General features: G+C 67.1%; 15 protein-coding genes and 2 pseudogenes. 1 reads left to right on the top strand and 16 read right to left on the bottom strand.

Annotated elements, in window-relative coordinates; translation table 11 throughout:
- The first annotated feature begins 1 nt into the window (after position 1).
- Positions 2-1,009: a M56 family metallopeptidase gene (locus ABZS97_RS02125; protein ID WP_356132510.1), complete on the top strand. Its 1,008-nt coding sequence runs from the start codon at positions 2-4 to the stop codon at positions 1,007-1,009.
- A gap of 32 nt (positions 1,010-1,041) precedes the next feature.
- Here the strand turns inward: ABZS97_RS02125 and ABZS97_RS02120 are convergent.
- The 16 genes and pseudogenes from ABZS97_RS02120 to ABZS97_RS02045 form a co-directional block, all read right to left on the bottom strand.
- Positions 1,042-1,254 (bottom strand): annotated as a pseudogene (locus ABZS97_RS02120) (deferrochelatase/peroxidase EfeB); the annotation flags it as partial.
- Position 1,255: 1 nt separating this feature from the next.
- A pseudogene (locus ABZS97_RS02115) lies at positions 1,256-1,396 on the bottom strand (FTR1 family protein); the annotation flags it as partial.
- Positions 1,397-1,884: 488 nt separating this feature from the next.
- Positions 1,885-2,061, bottom strand: a complete 177-nt coding sequence (locus tag ABZS97_RS02110; RefSeq protein ID WP_356132508.1) for a hypothetical protein — start codon at positions 2,059-2,061, stop codon at positions 1,885-1,887.
- Positions 2,058-2,795, bottom strand: coding sequence for a hypothetical protein (locus tag ABZS97_RS02105; RefSeq protein WP_356132506.1), 738 nt, complete (start codon positions 2,793-2,795; stop codon positions 2,058-2,060). The genes ABZS97_RS02110 and ABZS97_RS02105 overlap by 4 nt, the downstream gene beginning before the upstream one ends.
- Positions 2,792-4,315 carry a hypothetical protein gene (locus tag ABZS97_RS02100; protein WP_356132504.1) on the bottom strand — a complete coding sequence of 508 codons (1,524 nt, stop codon included), beginning with the start codon at positions 4,313-4,315 and terminating at the stop codon, positions 2,792-2,794. The genes ABZS97_RS02105 and ABZS97_RS02100 overlap by 4 nt, the downstream gene beginning before the upstream one ends.
- A 28-nt stretch (positions 4,316-4,343) precedes the next feature.
- Positions 4,344-5,132, bottom strand: coding sequence for a hypothetical protein (locus tag ABZS97_RS02095; RefSeq protein WP_356132502.1), 789 nt, complete (start codon positions 5,130-5,132; stop codon positions 4,344-4,346).
- A 48-nt stretch (positions 5,133-5,180) separates the two neighbouring features.
- Positions 5,181-5,684 (bottom strand): hypothetical protein, encoded by a 504-nt coding sequence (locus tag ABZS97_RS02090; protein WP_356132500.1) that lies wholly within the window; start codon positions 5,682-5,684, stop codon positions 5,181-5,183.
- A gap of 381 nt (positions 5,685-6,065) precedes the next feature.
- Complete coding sequence (locus tag ABZS97_RS02085) at positions 6,066-6,362, bottom strand: hypothetical protein (protein WP_356132498.1); 297 nt, start codon at positions 6,360-6,362, stop codon at positions 6,066-6,068.
- Between the two features lie 125 nt (positions 6,363-6,487).
- The gene (locus ABZS97_RS02080) at positions 6,488-7,006 is read right to left on the bottom strand and encodes a hypothetical protein (RefSeq protein WP_356132496.1); all 519 of its coding nucleotides are present in this window, start codon (positions 7,004-7,006) and stop codon (positions 6,488-6,490) included.
- A gap of 79 nt (positions 7,007-7,085) precedes the next feature.
- Complete coding sequence (locus ABZS97_RS02075) at positions 7,086-9,623, bottom strand: S8 family peptidase (RefSeq protein WP_356132494.1); 2,538 nt, start codon at positions 9,621-9,623, stop codon at positions 7,086-7,088.
- Between the two features lie 103 nt (positions 9,624-9,726).
- On the bottom strand, positions 9,727-10,713 hold the full coding sequence (locus ABZS97_RS02070) for an AAA family ATPase (protein ID WP_356132492.1): 987 nt from the start codon (positions 10,711-10,713) through the stop codon (positions 9,727-9,729).
- Positions 10,714-10,841: 128 nt separating this feature from the next.
- On the bottom strand, positions 10,842-11,147 hold the full coding sequence (locus ABZS97_RS02065; protein WP_356132490.1) for a hypothetical protein: 306 nt from the start codon (positions 11,145-11,147) through the stop codon (positions 10,842-10,844).
- Positions 11,148-11,272: 125 nt separating this feature from the next.
- Positions 11,273-11,569, bottom strand: coding sequence for a hypothetical protein (locus ABZS97_RS02060; protein ID WP_356132488.1), 297 nt, complete (start codon positions 11,567-11,569; stop codon positions 11,273-11,275).
- A 551-nt stretch (positions 11,570-12,120) separates the two neighbouring features.
- Positions 12,121-12,834 (bottom strand): ParA family protein, encoded by a 714-nt coding sequence (locus ABZS97_RS02055; RefSeq protein ID WP_356132486.1) that lies wholly within the window; start codon positions 12,832-12,834, stop codon positions 12,121-12,123.
- Positions 12,835-13,010: 176 nt separating this feature from the next.
- Positions 13,011-13,526, bottom strand: a complete 516-nt coding sequence (locus ABZS97_RS02050; protein ID WP_356132484.1) for a helix-turn-helix domain containing protein — start codon at positions 13,524-13,526, stop codon at positions 13,011-13,013.
- Between the two features lie 50 nt (positions 13,527-13,576).
- Entirely contained in the window at positions 13,577-15,082 is a 1,506-nt protein-coding gene (locus ABZS97_RS02045) for a MarR family winged helix-turn-helix transcriptional regulator (RefSeq protein WP_356132482.1), read from the bottom strand.
- Between the last annotated feature and the right edge of the window lie 51 nt (positions 15,083-15,133).

The following is a 15,133-nucleotide window of genomic DNA, read 5'->3' as shown; positions in this document are numbered from 1 at the left end:
CATGCTGTTCAGCGTCTACGTCCCCTTTGCGGTCACGGCCGTGCTCGCCGTGTTCGCGCCCCGACTGGCGCACGTGGTGCCCCCGCGTCGCGCTGCCTGGGCCCTGGCCTGCGCTGCGCTCGTGACGGCGGTCGGCTGGGCAGGGGCGCTCGCCCTGCTTGCCTTCACCGGCGTGGCGCAGATTCCGGAGGTCGCGGAGGAGGGCCGCTGGTCGGTGGCCGCGCTGCGCGCCGAGGACCCGGTCTACCTCGTCGTTGCGGCCGGCAGCGCCCTGATGCTGGCCGTGGGCGTCCTCTCACTGGGCGTGGCCGCCGTGGGGCAGGCCCGCCACTTCGTCCGGGCGCGACGGGAGTGTGCTCGGCTGTCACAGGAGACTGAGCTGGTCGTGGTGGACGATGAGGTGCCGCTGGCCTTCGCGCTGCCCGGGCCGGCGGGTCGGATCGTGGTCTCCCGGGGAATGCTGCAATGTCTCAGCGACCGCGAGCGCGAGGCCCTGCTCGCGCACGAGCGGGCGCACCTGCGAGGCCGTCACCACCTCTTTCAGAGCCTGTGGCGGCTCACGGCGGCTCTGAACCCGCTGCTGCGTCCGCTGGCCGTTGCCGGCGGCTTCGTCCTGGAACGCTGGGCCGACGAAGAGGCCGCGAAGAGTGTCGGTGACCGCACGGTCGTCGCCCACGCCGTCGGACGCGCAGCGCTGGCATCCGCCGGGGCCTCCCCGCCGGCCGCACTGGCCGCGACCGGCGGAGCAGTGCCGCAGCGGGTGCTGGCCCTGCTTGCACCGCCACCCCCGAGCAGGAGCCTGCCCTTGGTCGCGGGCGGCCTCCTGCTCACCGTGTGCTGCGCGAGCCTCGCCAACGCGGCATCCGACAGCGATCAGATGGTGGACAGCGCGCAGTGCGCGGCGTATACCGCCACCGCAAGCGCACCGTCGGCCGGAGACCACCGGTACCGGCCCGACTCCTGCGGCAGGGAACACGACCGCCCGGAACTTCAGGAGCACCGCCCGTAACCAGGCGGCCGGGCCCTGTCGACTACGCGCGCTCAGGTCGCGAGCAGTCCGCGGCCGAGCCAGCCCTTGCTGTCGCGGACGCCGGGAAGGGCGTAGAAGTAGCCGCCCCCGGCGGGGGAGATGTAGTCGACGAGGGGCTCGTCGATCAGGCGGGTCTGGGTGGCCTCGAACTGCCGCATGACATCCTGCTGGTAGCAGCAGAACACCAGGCCCATATCGAGGTTGCCGACGTCGTCGATCCCGCGGTAATACGCCCGTCCACACCTGCGGGAGCCGGGAGCGGGCGTCGGCCCTGACCAGGGTGGCGACGAGGATGGAGACGATGAGCCCGGCTTCGAGTCCTTCCCGCAGTCCGATCAGGAAGCTCGGAAACGCGTCATCCCACATGTGGCTCTCCCCGGCTGGCCTCCGCCGCTGATCGGATTAGCGTAGGCATGCCTAACTTAGACGCCGACCATCATGATTACAGATCTGTAGTCGACCGGTCACGGAAGTAATTTCGAGGTAAAGCCCTCAGTTGAGGCGGTGGATCCCGGTACGGGATGCGCCGAACCGGTCAGCGGCCTTCTTCGCCCTGCGCAACCTCGATCTCGTGGTACCAGTCGCTGAGTCCGGCGGCTGTGGCACCGGGGAGAGAATCACGCAAGTGGCCAGTAGGAGGGGCATGCCATGGCCCACGCGTGAGGCGCAGCCGGGGGGCGTCAGCAGGGCGGCGGAGCGACCCGCCCTGGCCGCCTTGAGGGAGCGAGCTGCGCCCCCATTGAGGTACTTGCCGGGAGAGGATGGGCCATCCATGACGTTCTGGGTCCGTGGCTGCCGACATGACGAACCGTGCCCGCGTCGCATGTTTGCCGGGCCTCGTCGGCCGGTGAAGATCAAGAAGGAGGGCTATGGCCGTGATTGCGATAGGGGACCTCGTCGGGATGCAGCTGCAGCCTGGCCATTCGCCATGCGGTGTCCGGGGAGATCTCGTGATGTCCGGTTCTGAGGATGCGGCGGGCGAGCAGGCTGGTGCGCGGGGCGAGTAGCCAGCGCAGCAGGTTCAGGCTCACTCCGCTTCCTCGGCGGCGGAGATCTTCTCGGCGAGTTGCTGGTGGCCGAGCGTGGTCATCGCGCTGCGGAGGATTTTCAGGAAGTCGCGTGTGTTGTCTTCGGTGAGTTTGTCGATGAACGTGTGCAGCGTGCGGGCGACGAGCACCCAGCGAGAATCGGGGTGCCATTGATGGATCTGCCGGACAAGCTCTTCGGGATCGCTACCATCGGCTGGCCCGCCCAGCCGGGCAGAGTGCTGGACGAGCGTGTACAGGCGTGCCGCGGACGGGTCCGCGAGGAGCTCGTTGCGGAGGAACTCCACGCGTGCACGAGCCTGACGGCGGTCCATCTCGTCGAGTTCGAACTCATGCCGAGCGCGCTCCATGAGGCGAGCGCCCTCCACTGCGTCGTCGTCGACGCGCAAGGTCATACTGACGCTGAGTAGTTCAACGCCCTCACGGTGGAAGGGCAGTTGGTCGCGTAGCGCCACTGAGAGTTCTTGTTCGGCGGCTGCGACGCGGAGCACCGATTCGCTGGCCAGATGCTTTTCCACTAGGAGCCGTGCAGCGCGGCTTGCTGCATGGCGGGCATCCGGGTTGGTCGGACCGTGTGGTGAGTGACGCCATTCGACACGGAGGGACGCGTCGAATGACAGGCCTGTATCACGGCTCTCCGGCCGGTCGTGGAAGATGGACGTCCACGTCTGACTGGCCGGCTCGGAAGTGTCGTTGCGACGCGTGCGGCGTCGCTTCATGCGGATTCTTCCCCGCTGCCGGCCTGAGCCAGGGTCTGTTGGAAGGTCTCGATGATGCCGTCGTCGAGCAGCTGCGTGAGCTCGGTGTACACGCCGCGGTGGGCCAGCCCGGCGGAGGGGAGTTCTATGCGGCCTGCCGATTGCTCGATCGCGGCGGCCTTGACCCAATCCCGTGCGATTGCCCGAAGCCGGTCGCGCGGACTCTCACCCGGCATTCCTGCCGAATCAGTGCTCCTCACCGCAGCGCTGAAAACTTTCAACACATCCGCACGTATATGCGGATGGCTGAGCGCCGCATCCAGCCACAGACGCACGACCGCCGATGCCGGGCCGTCCTGGTCGAATCCCTCCGTACCTTGAAGGAGGGCTCGCCAGCCGACGATGAGATCGGCGACGGGAGCCGAGAATTCCGCCTCATCGCTGTGGGGCAGGAGGGCTGGGAGCGTAGGAGCATCGGAGTGGGCCGATCCGGCAAGCGCCTTGAAGGCTTCCTGTCCGGCTTCCAGCCGGGGGCCGCCAACTCGGCACCAGTCGATGACGTAGCCGAAGAGAATCCGGCGGGCGCTGGGGTCGCTCCACAGGCCGTGGACGGCCTTTTGGATGGCTTGGCGCACTTCCGGATCTTCTGAGCCGGCCGCATGGACCAGCCGCCGCAGCGCCTTGCCGGTGTAGAGGACGCCGAACTCCCCGGCGCACACCTCCACGGTGGCCAATTGTTGGGCGGCGTTGTCGGTCTTGGCCCACCGCAGCAGCATTTCGTGGATGTACGAGGCGCTGGCGGTCTGCAGGCAGGCTGATGTGAGGAGTTGCACGGCCGTCGTCCAGAACGGGGTTTTGTGCCAGCGCTGGACCAACTCGCGCAGGGGTTCTTGCCGACGGTGATGTACCGCCCACCGCAGTGCGAAGCTTCCGATGCGCTCAGCCATCGCCTGCCGTTCTGCGGCAGGGAGCTTTTCCAGCGCGGCCTTGGGCTTCTTCAAGGGGGCGTAGGCCAGCCACTCCAGGAATTTCACCCGTGACAGGGGTCTGTCGACCCAGAAGTACTCCAGTGCCGCGTCGTCACATTCGGGCCGGTTGAAATTGACGGTGTCGTCGGCCCGCAGTTCGGCTTCGATAGAGTCGATCATCTCAATGACGCCAGGGTCCTGCTGTCCCTCCAGGGACGGATCGCTGTCCCCGAGTACGGATGCCAAGTCGGCCGTGCTGGCGTAGACGTGTGCGACGGACGCTCCGCGCAAGGTGGCGCAGGCCAGCAGGAAGTTGCGCTGGAAGCTGGTACGACCCGACTCCTTGTGCCAAGCCAGCAGCTGCGGACGCCAGTTGTTCCGCGCCGCGATGACGCTCAGGACCTGTCGGTCGAACGGCGTCTCACTGCCCCTCTTCCGCTTACGCGCCAGCGCTTCCAGGTTGGGTAAGTTGCTGTCGCTGGCACGGTGCGCGTCCAGAATGAGACTGACGATCTCCAGAGCCTCCACCGGTGGCTGCCCGTCCAGCAAGGCGATGATGTCGTCATCGGTCAACCACGCATCGACAGACAGATCGGGTGCCTCAGCTCCCAACCACTTGCGGGCGATTTCCAGCGGCGAGGGAACCCCCCAGGACGGGTCTGATTCCCTCGGGAGCTCCGGTGCCTACTCGACGCCACTGCTCCGGGGTGGTCAGTACCACGAGCCGGGCGCGGCGGCGCTTCAGGGTGTACTGCAAACGCTCGATCGTCGCACCGAACGTGTCGATGATTTCGAATCCCTCTTCATCGGGCGGGAGTTCGAGCAGGTAGCCGCGGTTCTCCACCTGCGGCAGGCGGCGCAAGGGGAACTCTAGACCGCCGCCATAGCCGAGCGGCCCCACCCGTACATCCGGGAATTCATGACGAAGCTCTGCGAGGAGCGCACTCGCGGTGGTTGTGCGCCCAGTTCCCGGTCTCTGTGCGAGGACCACCACAGAACCGGGGTTTTTCCACCACTGATAAGTCTCAGTAAACGAATCTCCTCCTTCGGGGTGCACGTACACAGAGCGAAGTGCGTCAAGGTAGGTGTCCGAGAACTCGCTGTGGTCAAGCGGATTTTCGAAACTCGCGTTGACCTTGAGGGCGTTCATCTCGCCCAAATTGAGAAGGGCCATCTGCCGAAGGCGGGTGACTGCCTCGATATCCAGAAGGGGCAAGAAGTGCTTCTGCAACTCCTCATCCAGCGGCACGCCCGCGCCCGAGGGATCCGTGTCGGTTGTATGTGATGCATCCGCGGAGTTCGCATCGCCGATCCCGCCCCAGCTGCGTTCCTCGGAGCGATGGCCATTTTCGTGAGGGAGCCTCAGCCCGTAATCCTGCTGATCATTCACCCGTACCCCCGTGGTGTGCCGCCCGGAATCCCACTCGGACTCCGATAACTATCCGAGCGTGCCGTCGATTTCGAGTGCAGTGACTTCGCCGCCCCGGCGTATGACCTTGGCCCGCTGTTCGATGTCGGCTGACACCTCGGCGGTCACCCGTCCAGCCCTGACTGCCCGGGCCACCCCGTCTGCCTCGATCTCGTCAACGCTCTGCCTCACCGTCACGCCCGGCATAGAACGCCGTTCGCCCATGAAGGACAGGGGCTGCCCGTAGATTGCCTCCAGGTCGTCGCGCAGTTCACTCATCGCTTGCAGCAGGTGCTCGTCATCGAGTCGAATCAGGGCGGGGTTGCGGTGGTAGACGGCCAATTCCCGGGCCACTGCTTCCAGTCGGCGAATCCGCTGCTCAGTCAGTTCTTTGTCGTGGATGACCAGATGAGCTTCGGGTTCTACCAGGACTGGGCAGGTCGTCGGCTCGGGCGCGGCCGTGGTGACGTTTCCGCTACGGCGGTCGAGCACAGCGCCGAGGCGGCCGAAGAGAAACGTGAATATCTGTGGCATGGCCGACGTGGCCACGGTCGCTAGCGACAGCTGATCTCCCATTGAATCCCCCGAACGGTGAACTTAAGTCACGGCAAGACCGCAAGATCCCATCAAGGCTATGAGTGTCCAGGAGTCGGAGACAGAGACGCATTCCCGCCAAACGTGCAGCCGTCATATTCAGTCAGATAACTCGGTGCTCCCGGAGGCGGCGTCAAATTCGTACGAGCGTTCCCGATTTGTGGTGAGAGTCAAGTGCTGTGTCGCATGAGGTTGAAACCCCTCGACGGTGACACGCCTTGTGGGTGCACTTCGAGAATCGAAACATGGCCACAACGGCGCAAGCAGGTCGGAATGAATGGCGCAAAGGTGCGTCGTAGCCGCCGACTTGCAGGACGCCGGTCATGGGCAAGAGGGTTCGGGTGGGTATCCCTTGGCGTGGAGCCAGGTGTCGAGGGCGAGGGCGACGATGTCGCCGTGGGGTATGTCGGTGTCGGCGTGGTAGCGGCGGATGCGTCGCTGTAGCTGGAGGACTTCGGGGACGGCGTAGTTGAGTTGTCCGCGTTTGGTGTGCCGGTTGCTGATGACGTCCAGCGTGGCCGGGTGCGGCGTGAGGGCATCGTCGGTTGGCTGGAACTCGGTGTCGAGTGCGTTGGCGATTTCACGCAGTAGGCGCGCGTGGCGGGAGTGATCAGGCACGAGAGCCGCTCCGGTTGGTCTTTCTAGGCGGATAGCTACCCGCCTATTGGGCTATTGGAATAGTCGGCAGGAGGGGCGGCCGCGCCCTGGCGTGGGTGCGGCCGCCTTGTGTGCTGCGGTCGTGTTCAGAAGCCGCGGGCGGTGAGCCACTCGTCCAGTGCGACTGAGACGATGTCGCCGATGGGTAGGTGATCGATTTCGTTGTCCAGTGCGAAGCGTTTGATCCGCTTCTTCAGCTTCAGTGCAGCGGGGACCGATGAGTCGAGGCTCTCGCGGGCGATGATGCGTTGGTTGAGAACGGCGGCGACCTCGGGAATGTCCTTGGGACGGCCGGGGCCACGTGCGTACGGTGTCCCCTCGCTGGGCGCCTCGTGCGATCGTGTGTCCTTTTCCTGGTGAGCCCCCGGACCCTCGGTCCGCACCGGGAACGCCGCACCGCCTGCCATCGGGGGAATGGCCGGGCGAATCGCCACCTCGGCGGCCGGATCCCCGCCAGCAGCCGCGGATGTCACAGGTGACGGCCCGTGCTGGGCAACAGGTTCGGCCGACTGCGTGCGCTGGACCGCAGGTGCTGCGCGCTCGGCAGCCGCGACCACTGGCGGCACCTGCCCATCGGATTCCAGCTGCACAACGTGCGTGACCACGGCTGGACCAGATGCCTGATGGGCGGTCGGCTCTTGCACCGGGGCGCTCGGCGGAGCCTGGGCGGTGTCGTCACCTAGGTCACCAGCCGAAATCCATCTGGATGGGGATGCCGTCTGTGACCTCGGTTTCGGCAGAGGGTGTGACCTCGATCGGCACGCCGAGCTGGGTGGCGATGGGGGTGTACAGGTCGGTGCTGATGTCCGGAGTTTTGAGGGAGATCAGGAGGGCGTAGCTGACGGGGAGCCCGATGCGGTCGGCGCGTTTGTTTGCTTTCCACCAGCCGCCCACCGGGTAGACGGCCAGCGTTCCGCACTCGGCGAGGTCTGCTGCCGATCCGCGCCAGATGTCTGCGTGCAGGGACCCGAGGTTCCGGGATCTGGGGCCTACCAGCCAGTGGGAGTGGGACTCGAACGCCCTGGGGTGGCCGGCATCGTCTGTCTCGTGCTCGGCTTGTTCTGCCAGTCGGTTCTGGAAGGCGTCATTGGACTCGGTGGGGCCCTTGATGGCGAAGCGCAGTCCGTGTGAGGCGTAGCTGTAGCGTCCGAGCATGCCGCGCCGACCGGGGTTGGGCTCGATCATGTAGGCGAGAGTGACCCGCAGGTCCACGGTTGTCTCAGCCAGTTCGCGGAGTTGTTCCAGAGGCCACGGAAGCTGGTGAAGTTTGAGTTCGGACAGCCTGACCTGGCCGCCCTTGATCCTTCTCAGCGGCACCAGGGTGTTCTCGATGATCATTGTGACGGCGTTGGAGGCGCTGCTCTGGATCCGTTCTGCGGTGGGTACGCCCCACCCGTAGCGGCGGATCACCTGCCGCATCAATGCGCCCTTGGCCAGCTTGGGGGTGCCGGTCTTCTTGAACAGGCCCTGGTCGATCATGGCGGGCGTCCACTGGGCTTCGTGGACGAGCAGGGCGCGTACTGTTTCCGGGCGCAGTCCGGGGTAGGTGCGCATTGCCAGCGCGGCGAGCGCGGCTGCCTGGGCGGTGGCGGCGCTTGTGGCGTTCGTCCAGGTCAGCTGGCGAGCCGGGTCGCGGTGGGTGGTCGTCACGCTCAGCAGGTCGTGTTCGTCCAGGACACTCTCGTCCGGTGCGACAAGCATGTTGCCGCCTTCCAGCACGATGTCGGGCTTGGTCACGGCCGCGCTGGTCAGCGCCACGGATGTGCGGCTGAACGGCGACAGGCCGCCCGGCGCGGCCAGGGGCCGGAATCCCTGGAACAGGCTGCCTTCGGGGACGGTGTCCAACTGGGTATAGGCGCCGACGGTCAGTACGTTGTGCGCGTGTGCGGGCTCCTCGATGCGGGAAAGATCGGACAGCTGGAGGGGATCAAGCTCGCCGCTTTCGAAGCGCATCTGCTCGGGAATCGCGCCACGGATGTTGCCGGCACTCACGATGATCAGTCGCGATGCCTCAGGATCCGGGGCACCGATCAGATCGATTCGGTCCTCGCGCACGGTCACGTCGGTGCCCGCTGCCAGGGCATCCAGCGTGGCCGACCACAGCGTCGCCGTACCGTCGGTGCCGTTTTCTCCGTCACCCGAACGTCGCGTCACGGCCATCGAGAAGATCCGTGCGGACGGTGCAGGGCCTCCGTTGCCGATCTCAGCCATCGCCACGGCATTCGCGGTCGTTTCGGCGTAGGTACGCGGATGCGCGGCCGCCGCGTGGCCGTCGTTGAGGATCTTCACGGACTCCAGGCCGTGGCCGAGCACTACCGTCCCCTGAGACTCCAGGGCCGAGGCTAGGTCACCGAAGAGGGCGAGTCCGGCCATCTGGGTGCCGTGCCCGCTCAGGTCGGCCGGTGAGGCCTCGGGCAGCGCACTGTAGGCGCGCTCGTGCAACGACGGCTTGAGGAGAAGATGCTCCTGAGCGATGCCCGTGTCCAGAATGCAGACCGCCGGTGCCTGCGGCTCGGCCGGCTCGATGCGCTGTGCGAGATCCTCGACGAGACCGGCACGGAACGCCCGGTCGACGCCGTAGAGTTCTTCGGCGAACGTGGGCGTACGGATCTCGGTGGGGCAGGCATTCGTGGCCAGCAGGGCGGTCAGCTGCTGCCCGGTCGCTGCGACATGCGCGACAAGACGTTCACCCACCTGGATCGCCCGCCCGCTGACCCGCCACTGCCGCTCCTGGGCCACGGCCCGCAAAGTGATGAGCGGATCTGTCGGTGAGATCCGCGGGTCGAACCACAGCTCCCACCACCGCTCCTCATCCAGCGACGGGAACTCCTGCTGCTCCTGCCACAGGTTCTCCAGCACCGCCCGGTGGATCTGCTCCATGTTGGCGACCAGCGCGGCCTGCTGGGGATTGCCCCCATCTGTGTCCTCGGTGAAGGCGGCAATCCGCTCCGTGAACGAGGCAACCTTGTCGAAGGGCACCCATACCAACGCATCCTGCGGCTCGTCTTCCGTCTGCGGGTGGCTGCTCATCAGCGTCAGACCCGACCCGTCGAGACGTTCGAGCATCAGCGGGTGATCACGCGCGGCCTCGATCCGCACGGCGAAACCATCGGGCTGGAGGTCCGCGGCTGTCTCCTGGACGAGCTGCGCCGCCTCCTGCTCAGCCGTTTCCAGTCCGGTCACCAGAGCGGTTGAGTGGCCGAGCCGGTCCTCACGGTCCACGAGTTCTGATCCGCCTCCGCCCGGGGGCTCGGGCCGTGGGATCAGCGTTTCGGCCCGCCACGGGACCACCAGGTGGGGAGTCGACCTCCCGGGTACGGATCTGTCAGGCATGGTGGGACGCGTGCCGCTCGGTCAGCGCTTCCAACAGCAGCTCTTCGTCGACCGCGTCGCGCTCGGTCAGAATGGCTTGCTTGGCTGCTGCTTCCGCCGCTTTGACCAGCTCGGCGTGGCTCAATCCGGATGCACTATCTGTCACGGTGTCCCACCGTACTGTGCTGGTGTCCATCCCAGCTAGCCGTCTGCGCATGACCTGAACGGCCTGGTCCGGAGTGGGAGGACCGTATGTGGCGATCATGTCGAAGCGGCGGAACAGCGCACGGTCCAGGAGCTGATGGTGGTTGGTGCCGGCCACGACCAAGCTCTCCGAAGGGGCTTCGTCCAAGAACAGCAGGAACGAATTCAAGATCCTTCGAGCCTCGCCGACATCGTTACCCGTCGCCCGCTCGGCCCCCAGCGCATCGAACTCGTCGAACAGGTAGACCGCTCTCGTCTGAGCCACGGCATCGAAGACCAAGCGGAGCTTCGCAGCCGTCTCGCCCATGAAGCGGCTGATCAGACCGTCCAGGCGGATGGTGAACAACGGCAGTTTCAGTTCCCCCGCCAACGCGGCGGCCGTCATGCTCTTGCCCGTGCCGGGAGGTCCCGACAACAAGATGCGATGCACCGGAGTGAAGCCGAACCGTTCCAGGCGGGCGCGCTGACGCTGCTCGTGAAGCACCCGGTCGAGCGATGCCCTCAACCCTGCGTCCAGCGTCATGTCGTCCAGCTGGGTATCGGGATATCCGGCGGTCAGCAGACTCGACAGCTCACCGCGAGGTTGCACTACCGGCGTCGCAGCCCGCTGGCCCCCGGTGGAGCCCTGCTTGTGCCGTACGGTCTCGACCAGTTCCCGCAGCTCTAGAGCGAACTTTCCCTGCCCCTGCCGGGCAGACTTCGCGGCCACCTGCAGAGCTACGCTGTAAAAGCGATCGTCATCGGCTTCGGAGTGCGCGCGAACCAGGGCTTTCAGGTGCTCGGCGTTCGCTGTCATACGCCTTTCACCCTTCCGATGCCCGCTTGGCAGTACTTAGATCTGCCCAATCTCTGACTGGGAGCCTCCATGAGCACCCTGCCGGTGCATCGTACGGCTCTCCGCAGTGTGCTGCCGCCCGTACGGCATCACTTCAGCCCTCTTTGTCTGAGTACTGGCGGGTAACCCTGGGCTCGCAGAAAGACGTCGAGGGCCAGTGCGACGATGTCTCCGTGTTGGAGGCCGCTGTCTGCGTTGTAGCGGCGGATGCGGCGTTGCAACTGCAGGTCCTCGGGAACGGCGTAGTTGAGCTGGCCGCGCGTTGTGTGGCGGTTGCTGATGATGTTCAGGGTGTCGGGGTGAGGGGTGAAGGGATCGCCGGCCGGGCGGGATTGGGCTTCGAGTGCGTCGGCCAGATCCCGTAGTTGGCGGACATGGTGGGAGTGGTCGGGCATCGGCTGCTCCGGTTGGTTCCACTAGTCGGCTAGTGAGCCGCCTATCGGGCTATTGGAATAGTGGGTACGAGGGGCGGCCGCACTCCGGCTTGCAGGGACGGCCGCCCCGTGTACTGCGGGCGGGTTCAGAACCCGCGGGTGGTGAGCCACTCGTCCAGGGCGACGGAGACGATGTCGCCGATGGGCAGGTGGTCGAGTTCGTTGTCCAGCGCGAAGCGCTTGATTCGCCGCTTCAGCTTCAGCGCGGCGGGGACCGATGAGTCGAGGCTCTCGCGGGCGATGATGCGCTGGTTGAGCACGACGGCCGTGTCGGGAATGTCCTTGGGACGGCCGGATCCCTGAGCCCAGGGTGTTCCCTCGCTGGGTGCTGCCTGCGAGGGTGCGTCCTGTTCCTGGCGAGCCCCTGGAGCATCGGTCCTCACCGGGAATGTCGTACCGCTTGCGACCGGCGGAGCCGTCTGGCGAATCGCCACCTCGGTGACCTGGCGAGCCCTCGGAGCGTCAGGCGAGACGTGGGACGGCTCGTGCTGCGCAACGTGTTCGACTGGCTGCGTGGGCTGAGCGGCAGGCTCTGCAGCCGTGATCACAGGTGCCACTGGCCGCTCTACGGGTTCCTCAGTAGATTCCCTCCGCACCTCAGAGGCGACGACGGCTGGGTGAGCCAGGTGGCTGGCGGGCTGCTCCTGCGCAGGGCTGCTCGACGCGACCTCAACGACTGGTTGGGCGGAGGCCTGCGGCACCCCGGGCACCGTTTCGGTCTCGACCTGCGCTGCCCCCTCGACGGGAACTGTGGACGGTGCGGGCTGAACCTGCGGCTCGCTGGTAGCGGGACGGCCTTCACTGTGGGCGGCGGCCTGTTCAGCAGCGAACTGCTCGGGGGTGAGCTCAGCGGCCGGTGGCGGGGGAGGAGCCGCCTTCTTGGCCGCGCCCAGGGTGCGACCGGTGCGGCGGGCTGGGGGCTTCATACGCTCGCTCATGCCGTCAGCTCCTTCATCAGCTCGGCGTACTCGCTCAGCTCGGTCGGGATCTCGCCGAAGGCCTCCATGTAGTGCACCCAGGAGTGGATGACGGTCTCGGCGAGCGGGAACGGCTCATCGCGGTCCGGGCCAATGCCTTCACCCTCGGCGGGATCGAGCAGCTTGTCCTTCGCGTTGCGGGGCAGGCTGGTGCGGTCGTCGGCCTTGACCATCACGACGTGCGCGGTGACGCCGTGCTCGTTGCGGGCGGCGGCGCGTTCGGCCTCGTCGAAGGTGGCCACGAGCTTGCGGCGCTCGATCTTGGTGGGGGCGACCGGCACGAGCAGCAGGTTCGCCTCGGTGACAGCCTCGTGGAACAGCTTGGCGCTGCCGCCGCCGGCGTCGACCACGATCGCGCCGAACTCGGCGCGCTTGTCACGGATGTACTCGGCGATGTCGTCGAACGGGTACCGCTCGATGACCAGGTTGTCAGGGATCTCGAAACCTTCGGCCTTGGCGACCTTGAACCAGTCGTAGGCGGACTGGCTGGTCGCATCCGCGTCCAGCAGCAGCGTCGGCAGCCCGAGGACGACTGCGTAGTACAGGGCGATGAACCAGGCGGAGGTGGTCTTGCCGGTGCCGCCCTTGAGCATGCCGACAACGATCACGAAGGCGTCCCAGGCGCGGTCGGTGGCCGCTGCCAGGGTCTTGCGACGGGTGTTCTCATTCACGTGTGTTCGATCTCCAAGAAGCAGATGGATGTTGTCCGGTGCGGTCGGAGGCGGCGCACATGCGCAGCGGACTGGTGGCGGGCCGCGTGCCGTGAGGCTGTGCCGGGGATGGCTTCGCTGGGGAGCCGGCAGCTGACCAGTACCGGCACGACGAGAGGGGGCAAGGTCTGGGCCGGTCATGACCGCTTTCCCGGCGCGCGAGCGGGGCCATGGCGATGCTGCGGCCGCATGCGGGTGTGGGCTTGGCGCAGGAGCCGGTAGACGGTGGCGACGGAGTAGTTGCAGTCTCTGGCCAGCTCCGGGACCGTGGCGCCGGCCTCGTAGCGTGCCCGCAGCGATGCCGCGAGCTGCTTGCGAGCCGCGGTATGGGCTGCGGAGCGGATGCGGAGTGTCTGCTGGGTGGTGCGCGGCCTGCCCCCGTCCTCGATCAGCAGGCGCCGCGCGGCACGCCGCGTCACCGACCCAGCCGCGGCCAGCTCGGTGAGCGTCGCGCCTTCCTGCTCGTAGAGGCGGCGCAGGCGGGCCGCGAGATTGCGGCGGGCCTGCCCGTCGCGCATCCTGCGGGTCTGCCACGAGGTGCGCATTATGGTTCCGGCGTCGCGCAGTCGGTTGAGGACCGTGCCGTACGACAGCCCACTGGTGGTGACGAGTTCGGCGACCGAGGCGCCGGACTCGTACTGCTCGCGCAGCACCTGAGCAAAAGCCGTTTCGCTTTCGGAGTCTGCCGTTGGCGGTTGCGGGTTCACGCGGAGGAGCTCCATTCCCTGAGGGCTTCGGTATGGGCAGCAGTCAGTTCGTCGTAAGTGCGCTGGTCGGCCGGGGTGATGAGGATCAGTCGGCCGTCGGTGGCGATGCGCCAGTCAGCGGCAGGGCGGCCGGTGGCTGGGTCGAGGACGCCTCCGCCCGGGGTCTGCCACGCAGGCGGGATCTCGTCGGGCCGGGGCGCCGGGACCAGGACCTGGCGTCCGTCGCGGACGATCACCACCGTCTTGCTGGGGTGTTCCGCGCGCCGCTCCAGCGCCTTGCGGTACGCCGCCCGCTCCGATGCGTGCAGCATCTTGCGCCGGTCCGCAACGCCCGTTGTGCCGTAGCACTGGGCGATGCCGTCCCAACCCTGCGCCGGCCGTGTGTCCTGGGCCGTTGCGGCATCCAGAGGGCTGGTGCTGAAGTCGTCCAGCGCGCGGGGAGCGAGGGTCCAGGTCTCGCCGTCGCGGTGAACGAGGCCGTGGTCGGCCAGGCGTTGCAGGGTCCGGTAGGCGGTGGCACGGGACACGGAGGCTGTGCCGACTAGATCGGTGGCGGTCTGGGCCGGATGGATGTTCAGCGCTGCGATGATCATGAGGGCGGAGCTGCCGAGGCCGTGGTGGGCGAAGGCGTCGTGGCCCATCAGGCGGGCGATGACGGTGGAGTCGATGTCGGCAGTCGCGCCTGTCTCGGGGGTGGTCCACTCCTCAAGTGCCAGGTCGGGGGGGTACTGAGTGGTCCAGAAACGAGACAGCGAAGCGCAGCCACGGAGGCCACCGACGCTGCCGCGGTCGAGGTACCAGGTGGAGCCCTCCCGGCCGTGACCGGCTCGCAGGCGGCGCAGCCAGCCCTCGGGCTTGAGGACGGTCTCGTAGACCACGCGCAGCGTCGTCCGCGACACCCCTGCCTCCTCCGCGGTCTGCCGCTCACTGGCGTGGTGCAGGAGCCCGCCCGCGATCTCGGCGAAGTTCAGATGCGCCCGCAGTACGCGCAGCGCGGTCCGTCCCCGCTCCCCGCGCCAGGCGGTGGTCTCGATCCGGTCGCGAAGGGCGGCGAGGACCTCGTACGCGTCGTGCCGGGAGCTAAGCGCGATGGTGGTGCTGACCGTCTTGGAGCCGCTGTTCCAGACTCGGCGGATGTAGTCCAGGGCGCGTGTCTGCCCGGAGCGCAGGGCGATGTTGCGGGTGTGCCGTCCGCCTTCGTGCTCGGGGTGCAGCAGGAGATGGGTGAGCTGCTCGATGCTGCCGCCGGCCCGGGCCACGTGGCAGGCGATGGCCGCGGTGATCCGGTGCCCGTGCTCGGCCGCCCCCTGCCGGTCCCCGCGCGGGATCACGGTCCGGCCGTCGAAGGCGAGTCGGCTGTAACTGCCGGTGGCGTAGCGGCCGGTGAGGTCGCCGAGCAGGATCAGATCGGCGGCAGCCGACGGCAACCGGGAAAGGCCCAGTGGGTCGCGGAGGTGGGTGAGGTGTCGTTGGGGGAGTGGCTGGTGGTTGCTTTCTGGCACGGTGGGGTCGTCTCGCAAAGACGTGGACGCCACCCAGGCCCGCTAAAACCA

This window comes from Streptomyces sp. NPDC005485 (assembly GCF_040606085.1).
Taxonomy (GTDB): Bacteria; Actinomycetota; Actinomycetes; order Streptomycetales; family Streptomycetaceae; genus Streptomyces.
This window is presented reverse-complemented; position numbering and strand designations above follow the sequence as displayed.

What these genes read in the sequence shown, in the direction of transcription:
- ABZS97_RS02125 (WP_356132510.1), top strand. Translation starts at nt 2, where the DNA reads ATGCTGTTCAGCGTCTACGTCCCCTTTGCGGTCACGGCCGTGCTCGCC.
- ABZS97_RS02105 (WP_356132506.1), bottom strand. Translation starts at nt 2,795, where the DNA reads ATGAAGCGACGCCGCACGCGTCGCAACGACACTTCCGAGCCGGCCAGT.
- ABZS97_RS02090 (WP_356132500.1), bottom strand. Translation starts at nt 5,684, where the DNA reads ATGCCACAGATATTCACGTTTCTCTTCGGCCGCCTCGGCGCTGTGCTC.
- ABZS97_RS02070 (WP_356132492.1), bottom strand. Translation starts at nt 10,713, where the DNA reads ATGACAGCGAACGCCGAGCACCTGAAAGCCCTGGTTCGCGCGCACTCC.
- ABZS97_RS02065 (WP_356132490.1), bottom strand. Translation starts at nt 11,147, where the DNA reads ATGCCCGACCACTCCCACCATGTCCGCCAACTACGGGATCTGGCCGAC.